At 68.1% G+C, this 19,206-nt stretch carries 18 protein-coding genes and 3 tRNA genes; 15 read left to right on the plus strand and 6 right to left on the minus strand.

Translation table 11 applies throughout. From position 1 onward, the window contains the following. Positions 1–775 precede the first annotated feature (775 nt). On the plus strand, positions 776–2,932 hold the full coding sequence (locus tag BJ969_RS00580; RefSeq protein ID WP_184476211.1) for an NACHT domain-containing protein: 2,157 nt from the start codon (positions 776–778) through the stop codon (positions 2,930–2,932). 738 nt (positions 2,933–3,670) lie between these two features. On the opposite strand, the gene BJ969_RS00585 is transcribed toward BJ969_RS00580, so the two are convergent. Beyond that, a complete protein-coding gene (locus tag BJ969_RS00585; protein ID WP_184476214.1) occupies positions 3,671–4,162 on the minus strand; it encodes a peptidylprolyl isomerase in 492 nt (163 codons plus the stop codon). Between the two features lie 335 nt (positions 4,163–4,497). After that, entirely contained in the window at positions 4,498–5,322 is an 825-nt protein-coding gene (locus tag BJ969_RS00590) for an SAM-dependent methyltransferase (RefSeq protein WP_343071157.1), read from the minus strand. A gap of 136 nt (positions 5,323–5,458) precedes the next feature. Between BJ969_RS00590 and pip the strand changes: the two genes are divergently transcribed. Further along, entirely contained in the window at positions 5,459–6,400 is a 942-nt protein-coding gene (gene pip / locus BJ969_RS00595; protein ID WP_184476217.1) for a prolyl aminopeptidase, read from the plus strand. On the opposite strand, the gene BJ969_RS00600 is transcribed toward pip, so the two are convergent. Then, a complete protein-coding gene (locus BJ969_RS00600) occupies positions 6,401–6,691 on the minus strand; it encodes a hypothetical protein (protein WP_343071158.1) in 291 nt (96 codons plus the stop codon). 179 nt (positions 6,692–6,870) lie between these two features. Between BJ969_RS00600 and BJ969_RS29920 the strand changes: the two genes are divergently transcribed. Then, positions 6,871–7,266, plus strand: coding sequence for a VOC family protein (locus tag BJ969_RS29920; protein WP_184476220.1), 396 nt, complete (start codon positions 6,871–6,873; stop codon positions 7,264–7,266). A gap of 79 nt (positions 7,267–7,345) precedes the next feature. Here BJ969_RS29920 and BJ969_RS00610 read toward each other — a convergent pair whose 3' ends face one another. Beyond that, entirely contained in the window at positions 7,346–7,777 is a 432-nt protein-coding gene (locus tag BJ969_RS00610; RefSeq protein WP_184476223.1) for a TIGR03668 family PPOX class F420-dependent oxidoreductase, read from the minus strand. A gap of 28 nt (positions 7,778–7,805) precedes the next feature. Between BJ969_RS00610 and BJ969_RS00615 the strand changes: the two genes are divergently transcribed. The 7 genes from BJ969_RS00615 to BJ969_RS00645 all read left to right on the plus strand — a co-directional run bounded on the left by BJ969_RS00615 (position 7,806) and on the right by BJ969_RS00645 (position 13,426). Then, the gene (locus BJ969_RS00615) at positions 7,806–8,843 is read left to right on the plus strand and encodes an alpha/beta hydrolase (RefSeq protein ID WP_343071159.1); all 1,038 of its coding nucleotides are present in this window, start codon (positions 7,806–7,808) and stop codon (positions 8,841–8,843) included. A gap of 340 nt (positions 8,844–9,183) precedes the next feature. Next, positions 9,184–11,814 carry a putative bifunctional diguanylate cyclase/phosphodiesterase gene (locus BJ969_RS00620; protein ID WP_184476228.1) on the plus strand — a complete coding sequence of 877 codons (2,631 nt, stop codon included), beginning with the start codon at positions 9,184–9,186 and terminating at the stop codon, positions 11,812–11,814. Between the two features lie 133 nt (positions 11,815–11,947). After that, positions 11,948–12,020: transfer RNA gene (locus BJ969_RS00625), tRNA-Thr, on the plus strand. Between the two features lie 89 nt (positions 12,021–12,109). Beyond that, a tRNA-Met gene (locus BJ969_RS00630) sits at positions 12,110–12,185 on the plus strand. Positions 12,186–12,252: 67 nt separating this feature from the next. After that, positions 12,253–12,417: a 50S ribosomal protein L33 gene (gene rpmG / locus BJ969_RS00635; protein WP_184476231.1), complete on the plus strand. Its 165-nt coding sequence runs from the start codon at positions 12,253–12,255 to the stop codon at positions 12,415–12,417. A 122-nt stretch (positions 12,418–12,539) separates the two neighbouring features. Then, on the plus strand, positions 12,540–13,004 hold the full coding sequence (locus BJ969_RS00640) for an FAS1-like dehydratase domain-containing protein (RefSeq protein WP_184476235.1): 465 nt from the start codon (positions 12,540–12,542) through the stop codon (positions 13,002–13,004). Continuing rightward, positions 13,001–13,426: a MaoC family dehydratase gene (locus tag BJ969_RS00645; protein ID WP_184476238.1), complete on the plus strand. Its 426-nt coding sequence runs from the start codon at positions 13,001–13,003 to the stop codon at positions 13,424–13,426. The genes BJ969_RS00640 and BJ969_RS00645 overlap by 4 nt, the downstream gene beginning before the upstream one ends. Before the next feature lie 250 nt (positions 13,427–13,676). On the opposite strand, the gene BJ969_RS00650 is transcribed toward BJ969_RS00645, so the two are convergent. Beyond that, entirely contained in the window at positions 13,677–14,912 is a 1,236-nt protein-coding gene (locus tag BJ969_RS00650; RefSeq protein WP_184476241.1) for a pyridoxal phosphate-dependent aminotransferase, read from the minus strand. 202 nt (positions 14,913–15,114) lie between these two features. On the opposite strand from BJ969_RS00650, the gene BJ969_RS00655 reads away from it, so the two are divergent. From BJ969_RS00655 to rplA, 5 genes are all read left to right on the plus strand, one after another. Continuing rightward, positions 15,115–15,187: transfer RNA gene (locus BJ969_RS00655), tRNA-Trp, on the plus strand. 33 nt (positions 15,188–15,220) lie between these two features. Further along, entirely contained in the window at positions 15,221–15,619 is a 399-nt protein-coding gene (gene secE / locus BJ969_RS00660; RefSeq protein WP_184476244.1) for a preprotein translocase subunit SecE, read from the plus strand. Positions 15,620–15,740: 121 nt separating this feature from the next. Further along, complete coding sequence (gene nusG, locus BJ969_RS00665; RefSeq protein WP_184484580.1) at positions 15,741–16,604, plus strand: transcription termination/antitermination protein NusG; 864 nt, start codon at positions 15,741–15,743, stop codon at positions 16,602–16,604. Between the two features lie 172 nt (positions 16,605–16,776). Beyond that, positions 16,777–17,211 carry a 50S ribosomal protein L11 gene (gene rplK, locus BJ969_RS00670; protein ID WP_184476247.1) on the plus strand — a complete coding sequence of 145 codons (435 nt, stop codon included), beginning with the start codon at positions 16,777–16,779 and terminating at the stop codon, positions 17,209–17,211. Between the two features lie 71 nt (positions 17,212–17,282). Then, on the plus strand, positions 17,283–17,996 hold the full coding sequence (gene rplA / locus BJ969_RS00675; RefSeq protein WP_184476250.1) for a 50S ribosomal protein L1: 714 nt from the start codon (positions 17,283–17,285) through the stop codon (positions 17,994–17,996). A gap of 53 nt (positions 17,997–18,049) precedes the next feature. Here rplA and BJ969_RS00680 read toward each other — a convergent pair whose 3' ends face one another. After that, positions 18,050–18,862 (minus strand): hypothetical protein, encoded by an 813-nt coding sequence (locus BJ969_RS00680; RefSeq protein ID WP_184476253.1) that lies wholly within the window; start codon positions 18,860–18,862, stop codon positions 18,050–18,052. Between the last annotated feature and the right edge of the window lie 344 nt (positions 18,863–19,206).

Below are 19,206 nucleotides of genomic sequence, written 5' to 3' on the forward strand. Positions count from 1 at the left end.
GAAGCGACGCGGACGGACGTGATGCAGCACGGCCAGCCCCGCAGCGTGGAGCTAGCGCAGCGTGTCGAACAGATGGCGCCCCGCTTGGGCCTTATTCGGGTGTATGCGTGGCCGTTCTGCGCGGTTCGCCGGACGACGATGACCGGAGCCCACGGATGCGCTGAACACGTGGGGGCAAACCTCGAAAGCGCGTGAGCAGCCTCCGTGAGATGCCTCGGAGTGGTCAATTTCTGGCCATCTTCGCGACTCTCAAGACGTTGTGCCTGGTGAGAGCGACGCAAGCGGCACTCTGTAAATCAGCCGCGCAAGCTTCGGAGGTTCGAATCCTCCACCTGGCACACCAGCCACAACGGCCCGGTGACCTGCGAAGACAGGGTCACCGGGCCGTTTTGTGTTGTCCGGTCATGTCCGGCTGACTACGGCCGTTGACGGGTGTCTGTGCCATATACGTGCCACAGTTTGTGAGCGGGTCTTAGGTCGCGCTGCCGATCTCTGCCATCCGGCCATCGGCTTGAGCAGCCGCGTCTCGTCGAAGCCCTACCGGAGACCACGGTCGTCCAAGCGGTCAGCGGCACTGTGCAGTTGGAAACACCGCAGTGTGCGACGACGATGCCCTTGCCAAGTTCGTTCGACGAACATGACCGCCCGACATAAGTCGGGAGGCCAGGGCAGGCGGTACCGAAGGAGGCTCGGCGATTTCGGAGGTTGTCGTCTCCTGGCGTGGACTCGGCTGCCGTAGACCGCGGCGCGTATGTGGTGCGGCACAATTGGCGAGGTGGTGAGTCACAACGAGGTGTGGGCCAGCGTCGCCGGAAATGTTTTCCAGGCTGGTGCAGTGCATGGTGATGTCGTCATGCTCCCCCGCGAACATCGCCAGGGCGTCGATGCGTTGCAAGCAGAGCTCATTCGGCATCTCGCAGGCGAGGTGCGAACGCAGAGTGCCCAAGAGCTGCGCCAGTGGGGAATCCGTGACAGGGATGCGTTGTCCGTGCGCTGGCACACTGCTACGGAGGACTTGCTCGATCATTGGGAGAACATTCACGGTAGTTCCGAGGTGCTGTCGCTGGCGGGGCATTTCACCGCGATCCGAACTACGTACAAGGCTATTCAGTCGAAGCGGCTGGTGATCTTGGGTGGTGCAGGTACAGGCAAGACGGTTCTTGCGCACCGCCTTATTCTAGACCTGATCGGGGACGCCGATCCAGTGCCGGTGTTGTTCAGTCTCAGTGAATGGAATCCTGCCACCGGGTTGTCGCGTTGGATCGGGCAGCAGCTCGCACGTGATTTCTCGTTTTTGGGCGCCAGTGAAATCATTACCGGAAAGCGACAAGCGGATCTTCTCGTCGAGCGCGGTCTAATTCTGCCTGTTCTAGACGGGTTCGACGAGCTTCCCGAGCAGCACCGTCGTGCCGCGATTGGCGAGATCAGCAGGTTCGATGTGCCACTGATCCTCACGAGTCGGCCGGACGAGTACGCACGGGCTACCCGTGGAGTTAAGGCCATTGGCGGCGCTGCGGCCATCGAACTTGAGAACCTCTCCCTTGAAGATGCTCACCATTACTTGCGCCGCAGGGTCAGTAGAACCCGCAGCGTGGAATGGGACGCGGTGTTCGACCACCTGCGCACACAACCTGACGACACGGCGAGCCGGAACCTTGCCCGCGTGTTGACTACGCCTTTAATGGTCACTCTTGCTGAGACCGTCCACGGCAATTCACGAGATCATCGCCCTCCCGCTCTGTTAGATTCTCTGCAGTTTCCCAGCAGTGAAGCTATCGAAGACCATCTTTTAGGCGCTTACCTCGACGCCGTTTACGAACGCCGTACGCGCGGGGGTGATGCAGAAGGCCTGAGTCCGGGGTCGTACCGAGCCCGTCGCTGGCTCGGATACCTTGCCAACCACCTCGAAGACCGCAACGCTCACGACCTCGACTGGTGGCGCCTACCTGTCACTCTCCGCCGGTCCACCCGAATCCTTGTCACCTCTGCCGGGTTGGCCCTCGTGCTCGGAATGATCGGGCACGGCGTGTACTGGAGTGGGTACGCAATGCTCGCGATGTTCGGAAGTGACGTGTTCAGCAAGGGCATGTTCGGAGAGGTGGCTGGTTTTGCGCTTAGTGCTTCCGGATATGCATTCGGGCTCACGTTCTGGATCACTGGTGGGCTCGCGACTGGAATGGCGGTCGGGCTTGTAAATGAGTCAAAATTTGTTCGTGGTCGTCTAGGTCGGGAGCCGGAAAGACTGCGCCTGTTTGCGCGTAGGCAAGGTCGTGCTCAACGTTCCTGGCTGACAAGGGTTAAGAATTTTTTCTCCGAATCCGCTGGCGGATTCGTGGTAGCCATTGCTATTGGAATTATGGTCGAGTCGGGGGGCGGGTTAGCGGCCACTCCTTTGCATAGGATTTCGGTTGGGGTGTTTGGTGGGATTGCGGATGGGATTGCAAGTAGTTCGATATACGCGTTTTTGGTCGGGCTCGGTTGCGGAGTCATCCTCGGTCTAGTGTATGGACTGGTGAATGTTGTCGTGACCGCTCTTGGAGACCCCTTCGGCCCTGATGCCACCACTCCTTGGGTTCTTTTGGCTCGTGACCGTGTGGTCACGCTCGTCCGAACAGTAACCGTTGTTCTTGTTGTAGGGCTTGTGGTTGGATTCATGTACGGATCAATCGTGGTCGATTTTGAGGAAGGCTTCGAAGTTGGCATCGGGATAGCCATCCTAAGTGGACTGGCCAGGATCGCCCTCTCGGCGTGGGGTATCTGGTTGCTGTTCGTGCGCTTGTGGTTGCCCTTGACAGGGCGATTGCCGTGGCGTCCGAAGCTTTTCCTCGAAGACGCATATCGGCGTGGGGTGCTGCGCAGAAATGGTGCGTCTTATCAATTCCGTCATGCGCGGATTCGGGACCATCTGCGGGGTGGTCGGGGTGTTGAGTAAATCTGTCAGTGGTTAAATTTATGCCGACCTGGCGCGTTGGGCTTGGCTCCACGAATTTAGCCCGCACTTGCAGCGCACAATGATCGTCCGATAGGAATTCTTCAGGACTTGTGGTGATACTGCCTTGTCAAGAATATGTTTGGTGGAGAAGCAAGTTTCCACGCCTTCTAGGTTGTCATCGTGAACGGTCCGTATTTCGAGGTGCTCGTGGAACACATATTGTCACGGTTGTTGGTAGCTGCGGCAGTCGTCATGGCACTGGCGCTGGTCGCCTTGCTGTCGGCGACCACTTCGTCGCCCTTGCTTCCGGAGCTTGTCTTGTGGGGGCTTGCAATCCTTGCCGTGCTCTTGTTGGGCGCAAGTCTGATCGAGCTAGGAAGGCGGAAGCGACGTGGACGGGCGTGATGTGCGCGGTCACGCCCGCTGCTGGAACTACCGCGGACGCCCCGATTGGCGCTCAGTTCGGTCTCGTTGAGAGAGGAGCGCGGCTGTTCGACGCGGTTCGCTGGGCGGCGCTGTGAATCAGCGGCGCACGTTTCGGAGGTTCGAATCCTACGTCAGCCACAAGGGGCCGGTGAACTGCAAGAACATGTTCATCGGGCGTTGTGCGTTGTGCTCAGGTCGGCTCGGGTTGACGGGGTTCCGTGCTGAAGCCGCAGACCAGTCCCCGAGCGGGTCTCGGCCCGGTGTCGGGCCGAGACCGGCGGGGCGCGCGGTTGCTCGCGCGTCGGTGCGGGATCAGAGGACGCCGGACTCGGCGATCTTGATGTCGGCCTGGGGGGTGCCGCTCTGCGAACCCAGCTTCTCGATCTTCGTCACGAGGTCCAGGCCGTCGACGACCTCGCCGAAGACGACGTGCTTGCCGTCCAGCCAGGTGGTGGCGATGGTGGTGATGAAGAACTGGGAGCCGTTGGTGTTCTTGCCCGCGTTGGCCATGGACAGCTGGCCGGGCTTGGTGTGCTTGATGCTGAAGTTCTCGTCGTCGAACTTGCCGCCCCAGATGCTCTTGCCGCCGGTGCCGTTGCCCGCCGTGAAGTCACCGCCCTGCAGCATGAACTGGGGGATGACGCGGTGGAAGCCGGAGCCCTGGTAGCCGAAGCCGTGCTGGCCGGTCGCCAGTTCGCGGAAGTTCTGCGCCGTCTTGGGGACGGTGTCGTCGAACAGCTGGAAGGTGATTCGGCCGGCCTGCTCGCCGTTGATCGTGATGTCGAAGTAGACGTTGTTTCCCATGCCGCCGATCTTTTCACACGGGCAATTCCGTCCGGCACCAAGTGCGGTTGCTTCGAGCTGCTCTCACTGGTAAGCGTCGCGAGGCGGCGCCGGTCGTGCAGCAGGTCGCGACCCGCTCGCGCGCTGCCGCGACCTCGGTCTCCGCGGACGGTCGACCCTCGAACACGGTGCCGTGCCGCGGTGGCCGGTGGCGGCGAGCTCCCTTGCTCGTGCCTTGGCTGGATCCGAGTGCCGAATGCGGAGGAAATGGTGTTCCGACTAGTGCGGTGGCCCTATTTCGCAGCGTTTTCGGAGCCCTCGAAAATGCGGGGTTTCCGTGAATCGAGGGACCGGGCTCAGGGGAGGATCCCGAATGCGGCCCAGGTGTTGGCGACGGGTTCGGAGGCGTCGGGGTCGACGTCGGGGCGCCACGCGGTGACGCGGACCGGGCCGGGTTCGAGGACCTCGTAGCCCGTGAGCAGCGCGGGCGCCGCGGAAAGCGGCCGGGGGATCACCGGCGTGGAGGTGCGCTGGTAGATGGCCAGACCGCGGTCGACGGTGGCGGGGGCGAGGTTCTCGATCGTGGTGTGCGACAGCGCGAGCACGCTCCCGGAGACGCAGGCGTCGCGGTAGGTCGCGAGGATCGCCGCCGGGTCCTGCTCGTCGCGCACGAAGTGCAGCACGCTGATCGCGAGCACGGCGACGGGCCGGGTGAAGTCCAGCAGCTCGGTCACGCCCGGCGCGGTGAGCACCGTCCGAGGGGCGGTCAGATCGGCTTGGGTGACCGAGACCCGGGGCTCGTCGCGCAGCAGGCGGCGGGCGTGGGCGACGGCGATCGGTTCGCGGTCCACGTAGGCGATCCGCGCGGTCGGGTCGATCTGGTGAGCGATCTCGTGCACGTTGCCCACGGTGGGGACGCCGGAGCCGAGGTCGAGGAACTGGTTCACGCCGAGGTCCAGGCACAGCCGCACCGCGCGGCCGAGGAACGCCCGGTTCGCACGTGCCGTGGTGGCCACGCTGGGCAGCGTCGCGATCTGCTCCTCCGCGGCTGCGCGGTCCACCGCGAAGTTCGCCGAACCGCCCAGGTAGTAGTCGTACATCCGGGCCGCGTTGGGGCCGTTCGTGTCCGGGTCGCCGGTGAGGCCTGCCAGATCCACGTGCGACTGCCGTTCCGGGCTCACCGGAACCTCCTCTTCTCAGATGTCGAGCACTCGAAGTATGCGGGGTGCGGGGCTGCGAACGACAGTGCGAATTCCGCCCTGATCGGCCGCTGCCGCGGTCCGGGCGCTCTCGGTAGCGTCCGTGCCGGGAGGGACCATGTACCCCGAGATCGAACCCCACGCGAGCGGACTGCTCGACGTCGGTGACGGCCACTCCGTGCACTGGGAGTGCTGCGGGAATCCGGATGGGAAACCGGTCGTGGTGCTGCACGGCGGACCCGGGTCGGGGTGCACGCCGGGGTGGCGGCGCTACTTCGATCCGGACGCTTACCGGATCGTGCTGTTCGACCAGCGCGGCTGCGGGCGCAGCACGCCGCTCGCCGGCGAACCGGGCGCCGACCTAGCCACGAACACCACGCACCACCTGCTCGCGGACGTCGAACTGCTGCGGGACCACCTCGGTGTCGAGCGCTGGATGGTGTTCGGCGGCTCGTGGGGCTCGACGCTCGGCTTGGCGTACGCGCAGCGGAACCCGGAGCGCGTCACAGAACTGGTGCTGTTCAGCGTCTGCACGACGACCCACCGCGAGGTCGAATGGATCACGCAGGACATGGCGCGCGTGTTCCCCGAGCAGTGGGACCGGTTCCGCGCCGGAGTTCCCGAGGCGGAGCGGGACGGGCGGCTCGTCGACGCCTACGACCGGTTGCTGCACGCCCCGGACCCGGCGGTGCGGGCGCGGGCCGCGCGGGACTGGTGCCGGTGGGAGGAGGCGCACGTCGAGGTGGGGCACGCGCGTCCGGATTCCCGCTACGACGACCCGGACTTCCGGATGACGTTCGCGCGGCTGGTCACGCACTACTGGCGGCACGGCGCGTGGTTCGAGGACGGCGAACTGCTGCGGGGCGCGCAGCGGCTCGCCGGAATCCCGGGGGTGCTGGTGCACGGGAGGCGGGACGTCAGCAGTCCTCCGGACATCGCCTGGCGGCTGGCGCGGGCCTGGCCGGACGCGGATCTGCGGCTCATCGACGACGCCGGGCACGGCGGTGGCGCGGTGGCGGCGGAGCTGGTCGCGGTCACCGACCGCTTCGCCGCGGGGTGATCAACCCCGGTAGATCAGGACGTCCGCCTGGGCGAGTCCGTCCCGCACCGCGGTCCGCTCGGCTTCCGGGAGCCCGTCGACGAACTCGGGTCCGGCGGCTTTCACCAGCACCATCAGCTTCTTCGCGATCCCGCGGGCCTGGGTGAGCCGGACCTGCGAGCCCTCCAGCGCCGCCCGCGAGTCGGTGATCAGCCGCCGGTAGCGGTGGTTGAGCTCGGCCCGCGCGTCCACGACGTCCAACGCGACCGCCAAGCGGGACAGCTCGTTCGTGGGCACCTGCTCTTCCGACACGTGCGGCAGCTTACGAGGCCGTTCGGAACGGGTCGCGCCTCCGGTGCCCGCGTGACGTCACCCGAAGGGCGTCGGAGCAGCACCTTCCCGAACGACTATGAGGGCGTGAGGCGACCGCAGGCGCAACCGGATCCCGCGGCAGCGCTAGCTCGGTCGGTACGACGAGGAGACGTGCGGCTGTGGGCGCGAGAGGTGCTGGGCAGACTCGGCCCGCACCACCAGGCGGCACTGACCTTGCGCGAGCGCCGGAACCTCTACGGGAATCGCGGCACGGCGACATCGACTACCTCACCATCGCCACACCGGACTCGGCGCGCGCGAAGGCGTTCTACGGCGCCGTGGGCTGGGGATTCGCGGCGGACGGCTGGCAGATCGAGGGCGTGCGGCCCATGGCCGGATTGCACGGCGGGCAGCCCCACGACGTGCACTTGTGCTTCCGAGTCGACGATCTCGACGCCGCTCTCGACCGGGTGCGGGAACACGGTGGTGAGGCGGGTGAACCGCAGGACATGCCGTACGGGCGCCTCGCCACGTGCGCGGACGACCAGGGCCACCGCTTTTACTTGCTGGGGTGAGGTGGATTCGATGGCGGTCGGACGCACCGGAGGTAGCGAACGGGTGGATTTCGTCGGCCGATCGCGGCGCTCGCTCCGGTTAATCGTGAGAGTGATCACCGCTGGCGCTCCAGCCGCTCCAGCGCCGGACCCGCACGACGATGAGCGTCAGGTGCGGTGGGCGCTGCCGGTACTGCTCGTACTTGGCGGCGAGCACCTCGACCGACTCCGGGTGCGACGCGGCCGGGGCGAGCTCGGCGATGCCGTCCGCGCGCGCCCACCACAACTGCTCCCAATCCTCGGAGTACTCGTCGGCCAGCAACGTGACCTGCGGGTTCTGCTCGATGTTGCGGAGCCGGCGCAAGGACGTGGTCGATTTCGGCTTGTGGTCGACGGCGGTCACCACCACGTCCCCGTCGACCGCGAACGTCACCGGCACGAGGTGCGGCCGAGCACCCGGGTCGGCCGTCGCCAACCGGGCCACTCGCGCCGCGCTGAACCAGTAGCGTGCCTGCTCATGGCTGATGCGCATCGGGTCGGCCACTCCGTATTTTCGAGGTGTGCGAGCAGTTTCCGAACCAGGATCCGACATCGTCGTCGGTCCCACCTACGCGGAGCACCGGCATTGGCTCCGCTACCAGGAGTACTTCCCGAGCGGACTCAGCTTCGACGGCGACCCGGGTCGCGGTCCGGACGGGGAGCCCGCCGCGTTGACCGGCGACGGCCTCCCGGTGGAGAGCTGGTGGTCCTGGCGCGGCAGACGGGTGCACCTGGATCGGATCCCGCGCCCGCAAGCCCCGGCGAAGCTCATCGCGCTGCACGGCATCGGCGGCTACGGCCGGATGCTGATGCCGTACGGCAGGCTGCCCGCGCTCGCCGATCTGGAGTTCCTCGCGCCCGACCTGCCCGGTTTCGGGCTCACCGCCAGCGGTCTGCGGCAGGTGACCTACGACGGCTGGCTGCGTTGTGTGACCGACCTCGTCGCGGCGGAGCGGCGAACGGATCAGCGCCCCATCGTCCTGATGGGGGTGGGGTCCGCTGGGCGGCTGGCCTACGACGTCGCCGCACGCGCAGGCACCGACGGCTCGATCGCGGGAGTGGTCGCGACCGGGCTCGCGGATCCGCGCCGGGAAGACGTGCGCCGGATGCTGGCGACCACCCCGGAGCTGGGCCGGTGGGTCGGGCTGCTCGGGCTGCTGCCGGGCTCGTTGCCGATGCCGCTGCCACCGGCGTGGGCGCCGGTTCGGTGGTTGGTGAACATCGCCGCGATGTCGAACCACGCCCAGTTCGCGCACGCGATCTGGGCGGACCCGCTGGGCGGCGGGAATTGGATGTCTCTGGGATTCCTGCGCAGTTTCCTGCTCTCCGCCCCGGCGGCGGAACCGGAGGACTACGCGGGGCCACCGGTGCTGCTGGCCCACCCGGCGGAAGATCGCTGGACGCCGCCGCGGTTGTCCCGCGAGTTCTTCGACCGGCTCGGCGCGGCCGGTCGGTTCGCCTCGTTGCACGGGGCCGGACACCTGCCGACGGAGGAGTCGGGGCTGGCCGATCTGGATCGTGCCTTGCGTGATTACGTAGACGAACTAGGTTTGCTGTGAACCGTTGCTCCGATTGACGGAACTGTGATCACTGATCGTGTTCCATGGATACTCTCCGCATGGTCACTGATCGGTTGCTGCGGCCTTTTTCACATCGCGCGGCGCGAGTTCCCGGCGACAACTCGCCATTCGAACCGCCAGGATGGTCGGAGTCGAAGGCGCTGGTCAGTTCGATGTCCGTGCAGGTGGCCAGGTCGCCCATCGCACATCGCGCGCCAGGAAAAAAGATCTTGACGGCGTTCGGCGGGCAACTCGGCCCTGGCCAATCGTGCCCGTCGTGAGTCACGATCGGCTCGGCAATCCGGTGCGACATTCGTGTCGCCGGACAGGAGGAGGGTGGATGATCGAGAGTCACCACACCCTCGATCCGGAGGCGACGCTGGACACCCCGCGTCCGCCGGTGCGGGCCGAGGTGGATCCGGCGCGCAGGCGGGTGTTCACCGCTTTCTCCCTCGGCACCTTGCTGGTGGGGCTGCTGGTCTCCGGCCTGACCTCGTCCTGGCTGGACTTCCGCTACGACGCGAGCCTGCTCTACATCGGCCCGCTGCTGGCCATCGGTTTCCTCGTCGCCGAGCAGCTCACCATCGACGTCGACGTGAAGCGCGTCGGCTGGACCATCTCGTTCACCGAGATCCCGCTGATCCTGGGACTGCTCACCGCGCCGTTCGAAGTGGTGCTCGCGGCGAACCTGCTGGCCGGGCTCGGCGCCCAGGTCGGCCGCCGCGCCGCGACCCACGTCGTCTACAACGCGGGCGTGATGTGCCTGGAGATCGCGGTCCCGTTCGCGGTCGCCACCGCGGTGCAGCGGGCACTGCCGGAACTGGCCCCCGAGTGGTTCGGGCCGGTACTGGGCACCCTCACCTCCCCTCTGATCAGCTGCGCCTTCGCGCTGGCCGCGCTGCACGTGCTCGGCGGCGCGATGCGGGTCAGCGCCGCCGGACGCCTGTCGGTGCGCACACTGGCGGTGGGCCTGCTCAACACCTCCGTCGGGCTGATCGGCTACGAGGTCGCCAAGAGCACCCGCTGGGGCTGGCTGCTGGTGGCCCTGGTCGCCGTCGCCGTCGTCGGCCTCTACCGCGCCTATTCCGGACTGCTGCGGGAACAGCGCGACCTGGAAGCGCTCAGCGACGTGAGCCTCAGCGTCGCCCGGTCCGGCCAGGCCGCCGTGCGCAACCCCTCCGAACCGGAGGAGAACACCACCTCCGTCAGCGAGTGGGAACCCGTCGCCGAACGCATCCGCGAACAGCTCAACGCCACCCGCGTCGTGCTGCGGCTGCGCCTCGACCCGCGCGGCGAGGTGAGCACGCTCGTCGCGGGCGAACCGCTCCCGGAGGCCGCCCGGATCGCCGGGCCGCACGCCCTGCGCGACGACCCGCTGCTGCAACTGCCCGGCAGCCACGTCCGCTCCTTCCGCACCCTCGAAGCGCCCGACGAGGTGCGCCGCGCGCTGCGGATGCGCGGCGCCTACGAGTCGCTGGTGGTGCCGCTGCGCGGAGCGAGCCAGCTGCTCGGCGCCGTCGAAGCGCACGACCGGGTCAGCCGCTGGCGCGGTTTCGGCCGCGCCGACGTGCGGTTGCTGCACACCCTCGCCAGCCACCTCGCGACCGCGATGGACAACCGGCGGCTGCTGGCGCGGTTGCGCCACGACGCCTACCACGACCTGCTCACCGGCCTGCTCAACCGCGCGGGCTTCCGCGAGATGGCCGCGGAGGAACTGCGCGCCGGGCGGACCGCCGTGGTGCTGCGGGTGGACCTGGACCTGCTCACCACGGTCAGCGAGGCGCTCGGTTACACCTGGGGCGACCGCATCGTGGTGGCCGCCGGGCAGCGCATGCTCGGCGAGCTCGGCCCCGAGGTGCCGCTGGCACGGCTGGAGGCCAACTCGTTCGCGGTGCTGCTCAGCGATCACACCGAGGAGCAGGCGCACGCGGTCGGCGAGCGGCTCTGCGAAGTGATCGGCGAGTCCTATCCGCTGGACCGGCTGGTCGTGGAGGCCGGCGGCGTCGCGGGCTACTCCTCGTCGGCGCCGAGCGACGCGGAGAACGAGAACGACATCGACACGCTGCTGCAGCACGCCGACGTGGCGGTGCGCGCCGCGCGCAACGCGAAGGACGTGGTGCGCGGCTACGCCCCGGCGATGGGCCAGGTGTTCCTGCGGCGCTTCCAGCTGGTCACCCAGTTCCGCCAGGCGCTGGACACCGGTCAGGTCGAGGTGCACTACCAGCCGAAGGTCGCGCTGCCGGGCAGGCAGGTCGTCGGCGCGGAGGCGCTGGTGCGCTGGTGGCACCCGGAGTACGGGCGCCTGGACCCGGACGAGTTCGTCCCGGTCGTGGAGGCCACCGGCCTGGTCGACGCGCTCACGTCCTTCGTGATGGAACGCGCGCTGATCAAGGTGCGGGAGTGGATGGACCGGGACCTGCGGATGTCGGTCGCGGTGAACCTCTCGGTGCGCAACCTCAACGACGAGTCCTTCCCGGACCGGGTGTCGGAGGCGCTGCTGCGCCACGACGTCCCGCCGGAGCTGCTGACCTTCGAACTCACCGAGTCCTCGGTGATGGAGGAGCCGGAGCGGTCCATGCCGGTGCTGCGGCGGCTGCACGCGCTGGGCGTGGTGCTGGCCGTGGACGACTTCGGCACCGGCTACTCCTCGCTGGCGTACCTGCGGACGCTGCCGGTGGACGAGGTGAAGATCGACAAGAGTTTCGTGCTCGGCATGGGCACCGACCTCAGCGACATGGCCGTGGTGCGCACCATCGTGGAGCTCGGGCATTCGCTGGACCTGGTCGTGGTCGCCGAGGGCGTCGAGGACGACGCGGCCCGGGACCAGCTCGTCGGAATGCGGTGCGACATCGCGCAGGGCTACCTGATCTCCCGGCCGCTGCCGGAGGACCGCTTCGAGGCGTGGCTGCAGGCCCGGACCGTGAAGGCCCGCGGCCCCAAGTCCGAGACGGTGCTCACACTCGTGCACTGATCGGCCGCGGTGGGCGGATCTCGGCGCCGGGAGCCTCCGGTTCGGCTCTGAACTGGAGTTTCCCCGAACGGGTACCCCCGCTGCGGAGCCGGTTCGGCGGGTGTGTAAAGTTCTAATCGCTCCGCAAGGACATGCCCCAATAGCTCAGTCGGCAGAGCGTCTCCATGGTAAGGAGAAGGTCTACGGTTCGATTCCGTATTGGGGCTCGGAAAGCAGCTGCGGTGCTCGGTTATCTGGGTGCTGCAGCTGTTTTGCATGAGGTAACCTCGGTGACTGACGCTGACAGGTTTCCCTCGGCGGTGTAGCTCAGTCGGTAGAGCAAGCGGCTCATAATCGCTGTGTCGTCGGTTCAAGTCCGGCCACCGCTACCACATCGGTTCGCCCACGTCCGTCGAGCGAGCCTCCTAGGACGCAGTACGAGAGAGGAAGGGCACCTCTGTGGCAGCCACCGACGTTCGCCCCAAGATCACCTTGGCCTGCGAAGAGTGCAAGAACCGCAACTACATCACCAACAAGAACCGGCGCAACGACCCGGACCGCTTGGCGATGAAGAAGTTCTGCCCCAACTGCGGTACGCACCGCACCCACAAGGAGACCCGCTGATCGCAGCGCTCCAGTTGGACTCGAGAAACCCGCCCGGCACCGCCGCGGCGGGTTTTTCATGCGCAGAGGGGTTTCGCGCGTCTGTCGACGGCTGGGATCGGCACGATCGGTAACCTGCGTCCGTGCCGCTAGACCAGTCATTCATCGGGCGTGAATACCCGCCCACGGAGCCCTACGAGGTCGGCCGCGAGAAGATCCGCGAATTCGCCGACGCGATCAAGGACGACTCCCCGGTGCACCGGGACGCCGGTGCCGCCGAGGCCGCCGGACATCCGGACGTGATCGCCCCGCCGACGTTCGCCGTGATCCTCTCGATGCGCGCGCACGACGCCGTGGTGTCCGACGCGGCGCTCGGCCTCGACTACAGCAAGGTCGTGCACGGCAACCAGCGCTTCACCCACCACCGCCCGATCCGGGCCGGGGACGTGCTGCGCACCGTGGTGGTCGTGGACGACATCAAGGCCCGCGCGGGCAACGACTTCCTCACGGTGCGGGCCGAGATCACCACCGTCGGCGGAGAGCCGGTGTGCACCGCGATCTCGACGCTGGTGGCGCGCGGCACGGCAGAGCAGGGGGAGCAGGTATGACGGTGCGGTTGTCCGACGTGGCGAAGGGCGACGAGCTCCCCGCGCTGAACGTCCCGGTGACCCGCGAGGACCTGGTGCGCTACGCGGGAGCATCCGGGGACTTCAACCGGATCCACTGGAACGAGCGGTTCGCCACCGAGGTGGGCTTGCCGGACGTGATCGCGCACGGGATGTTCACGATGGCGCTGGCCGGGCGGCTGGTGTCGGAGTGGACGGGAGATCCGGGGGCGATCGTGGACTACGGCGTGCGGTTCACCCGCCCTGTAGTCGTCCCGGACGACGGCGTCGGCGCGCTGCTCGAACTGACGGGGAAGGTCGCCGCGGTCAACGAGGACGGCACCGTCAAGGTCGCCATCACGGCCCGCAGCGCCGAACAGGGCGTCCTGGGCGGCGCCAGCGCCCTCGTGCGCCTCCCGGAGTGATCACCCCGCAGTGAGCCGGATCGGCGCGCACGGCCCCGCACAGCCCTAGTGCGGGGCCGTTCTCGTGCGCGGGCGCCTGTCTTTGGTCTTGGTTTGAGCAGTGGGCCGGGTGGCGGAACCTCAGCGGCTTCGCCGCTGACAGGACAACGACCACGAACGCTGCTCACCTGGAAATTCAAGAACTAAGACAGGCCCCTGAACGCGCGACCGCCCCTCCGGTGGTTCGAACCGGAGGGGCGGTCGGCTCAGGTCAGCGCGCTTCGCCGAGGAGGTCGGCGACGCGGCGGACGCCTTCGACGAGGTCGTCGTCGCCGAGCGCGTAGGAGAGCCGGAAGTACCCGGGGGTGCCGAACGCCTCACCCGGCACCACGGCGACCTCGGCCTGCTCCAGCACCAGCTCGGCGAGCTCCACGCTGGTGCTCGGCCGGACCCCGCGGATCTCCTTGCCGAGCAGGCCCTTGACCGAGGGGTACGCGTAGAACGCGCCCTCCGGCTCCGGGCAGGTCACGCCGGGGATCGCGGAGAGCAGCCCGACGATGGTGCGGCGGCGCCGGTCGAACGCGGTACGCATCTCGGCGACCGCGTCCAGCGACCCGCTCACGGCTTCCAGCGCGGCGCGCTGCGACACGTTCGCCACGTTCGACGACAGGTGCGACTGCAGGTTCGTGGCGGCCTTGATCACATCGCTGGGCGCGATCATCCAGCCGACGCGCCAGCCCGTCATCGCGTAGGTCTTGGCGACGCCGTTGAGCACCACGCACGTGTCGGCGAGCTCCGGCACCGCCGCGGTGATCGAGACGTGCTCGGCGGCGCCGTAGACGAGGTGCTCGTAGATCTCGTCGGTGATGACCCAGATGCCGTGGCGCAGCGCCCACTCGCCGATCGCCTTGACCTGGTCCGGCGGGTACACCGCGCCGGTCGGGTTGGACGGGGAGTTGAACAGCAGCACCTTCGTGCGCGGGGTGCGCGCGGCTTCGAGCTGGTCGACGGTCGCCAGGAACCCGGACTCGTCGTCGGTGGGGACGATCACCGGAACGCCATCGGCGAGCGTGATCGCCTCCGGGTAGGTCGTCCAGTACGGCGCGGGCAGCAGGACCTCGTCGCCGGGGTCGAGCAGCGCGGCGAACGCCTGGTAGACGGCCTGCTTGCCGCCGTTGGTGACCAGCACCCGGCTCGGGTCGACCTGCACGCCGGAGTCGCGCAGGGTCTTCGCCGCGATCGCCTCCCGCAGTTCCGGCAGACCCGCGGCGGGGCTGTAGCGGTGGTTGCGGGGGTCGGAGCACGCGGCGATGGCGGCGTCGACGATCGGCTGCGGCGTGGGGAAGTCGGGTTCGCCGGCGCCGAAGCCGATGACCGGCCGCCCGGCGGCTTTGAGCGCCTTCGCCTTCGAGTCGACCGCGAGCGTCGCGGACTCGCTGATCCCTCCGACGCGGGCGGAGACCCGCGGCTTCGACGTGTGCTCGGACTGATCTTGTGGTGCGGCCATGGGAGCATCCTCGCAGAGGTCGGAAGGCCGCGGCACGCTCCCCGCCTCGGTGTTCTCCGATTAGAGGGGCGTGCGTGCGGGGGGTGCAGAGCGATCCCGTACACTTCCCGTCTTGGGATGCCGGTACACCCGCACCCGAGCTCGGTGCAGGCCGAATTCGGGGCTGGCGTATCGTGTGTTCAGTCGCGGCCGACGGCCGCGAAGGGGTGTAGCTCAATTGGCAGAGCAGCGGTCTCCAAAACCGCAGGTTGCAGGTTCGAGTCCTGTCACCCCTGCGTCGATGCACACGGTGAGCGGAGGATGCAGGCGTGAGCGACGACCGCGAGCAGGGGCCGGACGAGCAGCAGGACGATGCCGCTCAGCCCTCCAGCGCCGCCGCACGACGCGAGCGTCGCTCCTCCCGTGCTTCCGCCCGGCAGGGTGGTGAACGGGCGGGCGGGCCGGACTCCGGTGCCACCCGCACAACTGAGTCGAAAGGCCGGCCGACTCCCGCACGGGACGGCCGGAAGGGTCGGGTCTCGCCGTTCCGCAAGGTGTGGCGCTTCCTGCGCGAGGTCGTCGCCGAGCTGCGCAAGGTCATTTGGCCGACACGCCGGGCACTGATCACCTACACGCTTGTGGTGCTCGTGTTCGTCAGCATTCTGGTGGCGTTCGTCGCAGGCCTGGACGTGCTGTTCGCCAAGGGCGTGCTCTGGTTGTTCGGCTGAGCGCCACGGCCCGCGGCGAACAGCGGGCCGCTGTCGCGCCATCGACCCGGCGCATAACGCACGAGAGGAAGCGAGACCCACTGTGACCTCAGGAGACGGGACCTCCCACGAGGACCAGGAGTTGACCGCCCGGACCGGTACGCCGGCCGAGGCCGAGGTGTCGGCCGAGGCCGACGACGTCGACTCCGCTCGCGGCGCCGACTCCGGCGAGGACACCGGTTCGACCGAGGCGGCCACCGGCGCCGACGACGAGACGTCGGCTGCGGCCGAGTCCGCCGACGACGACTCGGAATCCGCCGGTACTCCGGACGACTCCGACGACGCTCCGGCGGGCGAGGAAGCCGAAGCCGAGGAAGCCGACGAGGTGGAGGCGGACCCGGTCGAGGAGCTGCGCGCCGCGCTGCGTCGCGCCCCCGGCGAGTGGTACGTCGTGCACTCGTACGCCGGCTACGAGAACAAGGTCAAGACGAACCTGGAGACCCGCGCCCAGACGCTGGACGTCGAGGACTTCATCTTCCAGGTCGAGGTGCCCACCGAAGAGGTCACCGAGATCAAGAACGGCCAGCGCAAGCTGGTGCAGCGCAAGGTGCTGCCCGGCTACATCCTGGTGCGCATGGAGCTCAACGACGCTTCGTGGAGCGCGGTCCGCAACACCCCGGGTGTCACCGGGTTCATCGGTGCGACCTCGCAGCCTTCGCCGCTGAGCATCAACGACGTGCTGAAGTTCCTCGCGCCGCAGGCCGAGAAGGAAGCGAAGCCGGAGCAGGGCAAGAAGGCCGCCCAGCCGACGGCCGCGGCGAAGTCCTCGGTCGAGGTGGACTTCGAGGTCGGCGAGTCGATCACCGTCATGGACGGTCCGTTCGCCACGCTGCCCGCGACGATCAGCGAGGTCAACGCCGACAACCAGAAGCTCAAGGTGCTGGTGTCGATCTTCGGCCGGGAGACGCCGGTCGAGCTGTCGTTCAACCAGGTTTCCAAGATCTGACCGGCTCCCCGCAGCCGTCCCGCGACGGGTCGACAGGGGGATTCCGGCGGCCACGGCAGGACCGGGCAGGACCTACCGTGGATACGGGCGAAGCCACCGTCGTGGTCCCCGCCCGTGCCCGGCCCGGTGATCGGGTCGGGCGAACGGACACCGAAGACACAGGAAGCTAGAGATGCCGCCCAAGAAGAAGAAGCTCGCAGCGATCATCAAGCTGCAGATCTCGGCAGGCCAGGCCAACCCGGCTCCGCCCGTCGGCCCGGCGCTGGGTCAGCACGGCGTGAACATCATGGAGTTCTGCAAGGCCTACAACGCCGCCACGGAGAGCCAGCGCGGCGACGTGGTCCCGGTCGAGATCTCCGTGTTCGAGGACCGCTCGTTCACTTTCGCCCTCAAGACCCCGCCGGCGGCGAAGCTGCTGCTCAAGGCCGCGGGTGTGCAGAAGGGCAGCGGTGAGCCGCACAAGTCCAAGGTCGGCAAGGTGACCGCGGACCAGGTTCGCGAGATCGCGCAGACCAAGATGGTCGACCTCAACGCCAAGGACCTGGACCAGGCTTCGAAGATCATCGCCGGCACCGCCCGGTCGATGGGCCTGACCGTCGAAGGCTGACGACCCGGCATGTGTGGGAGGGCTCGCGCAGCCCTACGCGACCACGACTGATCCACCTCTAAGGACAGAGAATGACTAAGCGCAGCAAGGCATACCAGCAGGCCGCCGAGCTGGTCGACCGCGCGCGGCTGTACGCGCCGCTGGAGGCCGTCGAGCTGGCCAAGAAGACCGCCAAGGTCAAGATGGACCCCACCGTCGAGGTGGCGTTGCGACTGGGCGTCGACCCGCGCAAGGCCGATCAGATGGTCCGCGGCACCGTGAACCTGCCGCACGGCACTGGCAAGACCGTCCGGGTCATCGTGTTCGCCACCGGGGACAAGGCCGCTGAGGCCGAAGCCGCCGGCGCGGACGCGGTCGGCTCCGAAGATCTGATCGAGCGCATCCAGGGCGGCTGGCTCGACTTCGACGCGGCGATCGCCACCCCGGACCAGATGGCGAAGGTCGGCAAGATCGCGCGCGTGCTCGGCCCGCGCGGGCTCATGCCGAACCCGAAGACCGGCACCGTCACCCCGAACGTCACGAAGGCCGTTGACGAGATCAAGGGCGGCAAGATCAGCTTCCGGGTGGACAAGCAGGCGAACCTGCACCTCATCATCGGCAAGGCCTCGTTCGACACCGAGAAGCTGGTGGAGAACTACGCGGCCGCGCTGGACGAGATCCTGCGTTCCAAGCCGTCCACCTCCAAGGGCCGCTACGTCAAGAAGATCACCTTCACGACGACCATGGGCCCCGGCATCCCGGTGGACCCGGCGCTGACCCGGAACCTCACCGAGGCTCCTGCTTGATCTGAGTTCCCACGAAGCGGGCCGTCCCTGTCGGGGCGGCCCGCTTTCGCGCGTCAGGAGCAGCTGGTCGGCTGGTACTGGTCGATCTGCCAGCCGCCGTCGCTCTGCCGGGTCATGCGGAACTCGCCCAGCGGCGGGCCGCCGGAGATCCGCAGCGAGCAGGAGTCGACGAGCGCCTGGTCGCCGGTCTGCTGCATGACGTCGTTGGTGAAGCCGGGGCTGCTGAACGAGTTGGGCTCGGTGACCTGCGAGCCGGCCTTGCGGGCCGCGGTGGCGCAGTCCCCGCTCTGGAAGTGGTAGGCGAAGGCGGCCTTGCCGGGTTCGGTGAACAGCGCGCAGGCCTGCTCGGGATCGTGGGCGACGTAGTTGTAGAGCGCGCGGATCACCTGCTGCGGGGATTCCGGGGTGATCGGCGCGGCGTTCGGCGGCGCCCCGCCGTTGCCGCCGCCGCCACCGCCGCTGCCGCCGAAGTAGTGGCTGATGGCCCAGTTGAGCAGCAGCAGGATCAGCACGATGTAGACGAGCCGCCGGATCAGCTTGAACCGCAGCAGGCCCAGCGCCTTCTTCCACCACGGCCTGCCCCGCGGCGGGCGCGGCGCGGTGAGCGGCTCCTCCTCGGTGCCGGGCGCGGCCGCCCCGGCGGGGCCGGGGGAGCCGCCCTGCTGGCGCTGCCACTCCTGGAACTTCTGGAATTCGAGGAACTGCTGGTACTGCCGGAGCTGCTCGTCGTCGGGCGTCGCGCTCACCGGCGGCGTGCGCTGGTCCGGTGGGTCCACGACCAGTTCGGCGTCCACCACCTCGGGGGCGTTCTCGGACGTCGGGCGGGGGGAGCGGTCGTCGCGGTGCGACTCGTTGGGGTCGGCCACGCCTGACATCTTGCCGTGCCGGGCAAGCGCGATGATCGGTGTCCGCGAGATCGACGCCGCGCGGTGCCGGTTCCGGAGCGTGCGCGCCCGCGCCGCGAGCGGCTCGCCGGAGATCGCCGCCGGTGAGCCGCGGGGGTGCTGTCCGGGACGGTGGAGGCCTGCCGTACTCTGGTCGCAGTTCCACCCAAGACCGCTGGTCTTTCCTCGCGCCGCACGTCGGCGGGAGGAACGAAGGTCCCGTTGCGATGCGGGCGGCCCGCGCAGGAGAACGTGGCGGCACCAGAGCGCTCTGCAGCGCCGGTGCTGAGTACGCCCCGTGCCCTGCTGCGCCGGGGCGTTTTTCG

Origin of the sequence: Saccharopolyspora gloriosae, assembly GCF_014203325.1 — a bacterium.
GTDB classification, from domain to species: domain Bacteria; phylum Actinomycetota; class Actinomycetes; order Mycobacteriales; family Pseudonocardiaceae; genus Saccharopolyspora_C; species Saccharopolyspora_C gloriosae.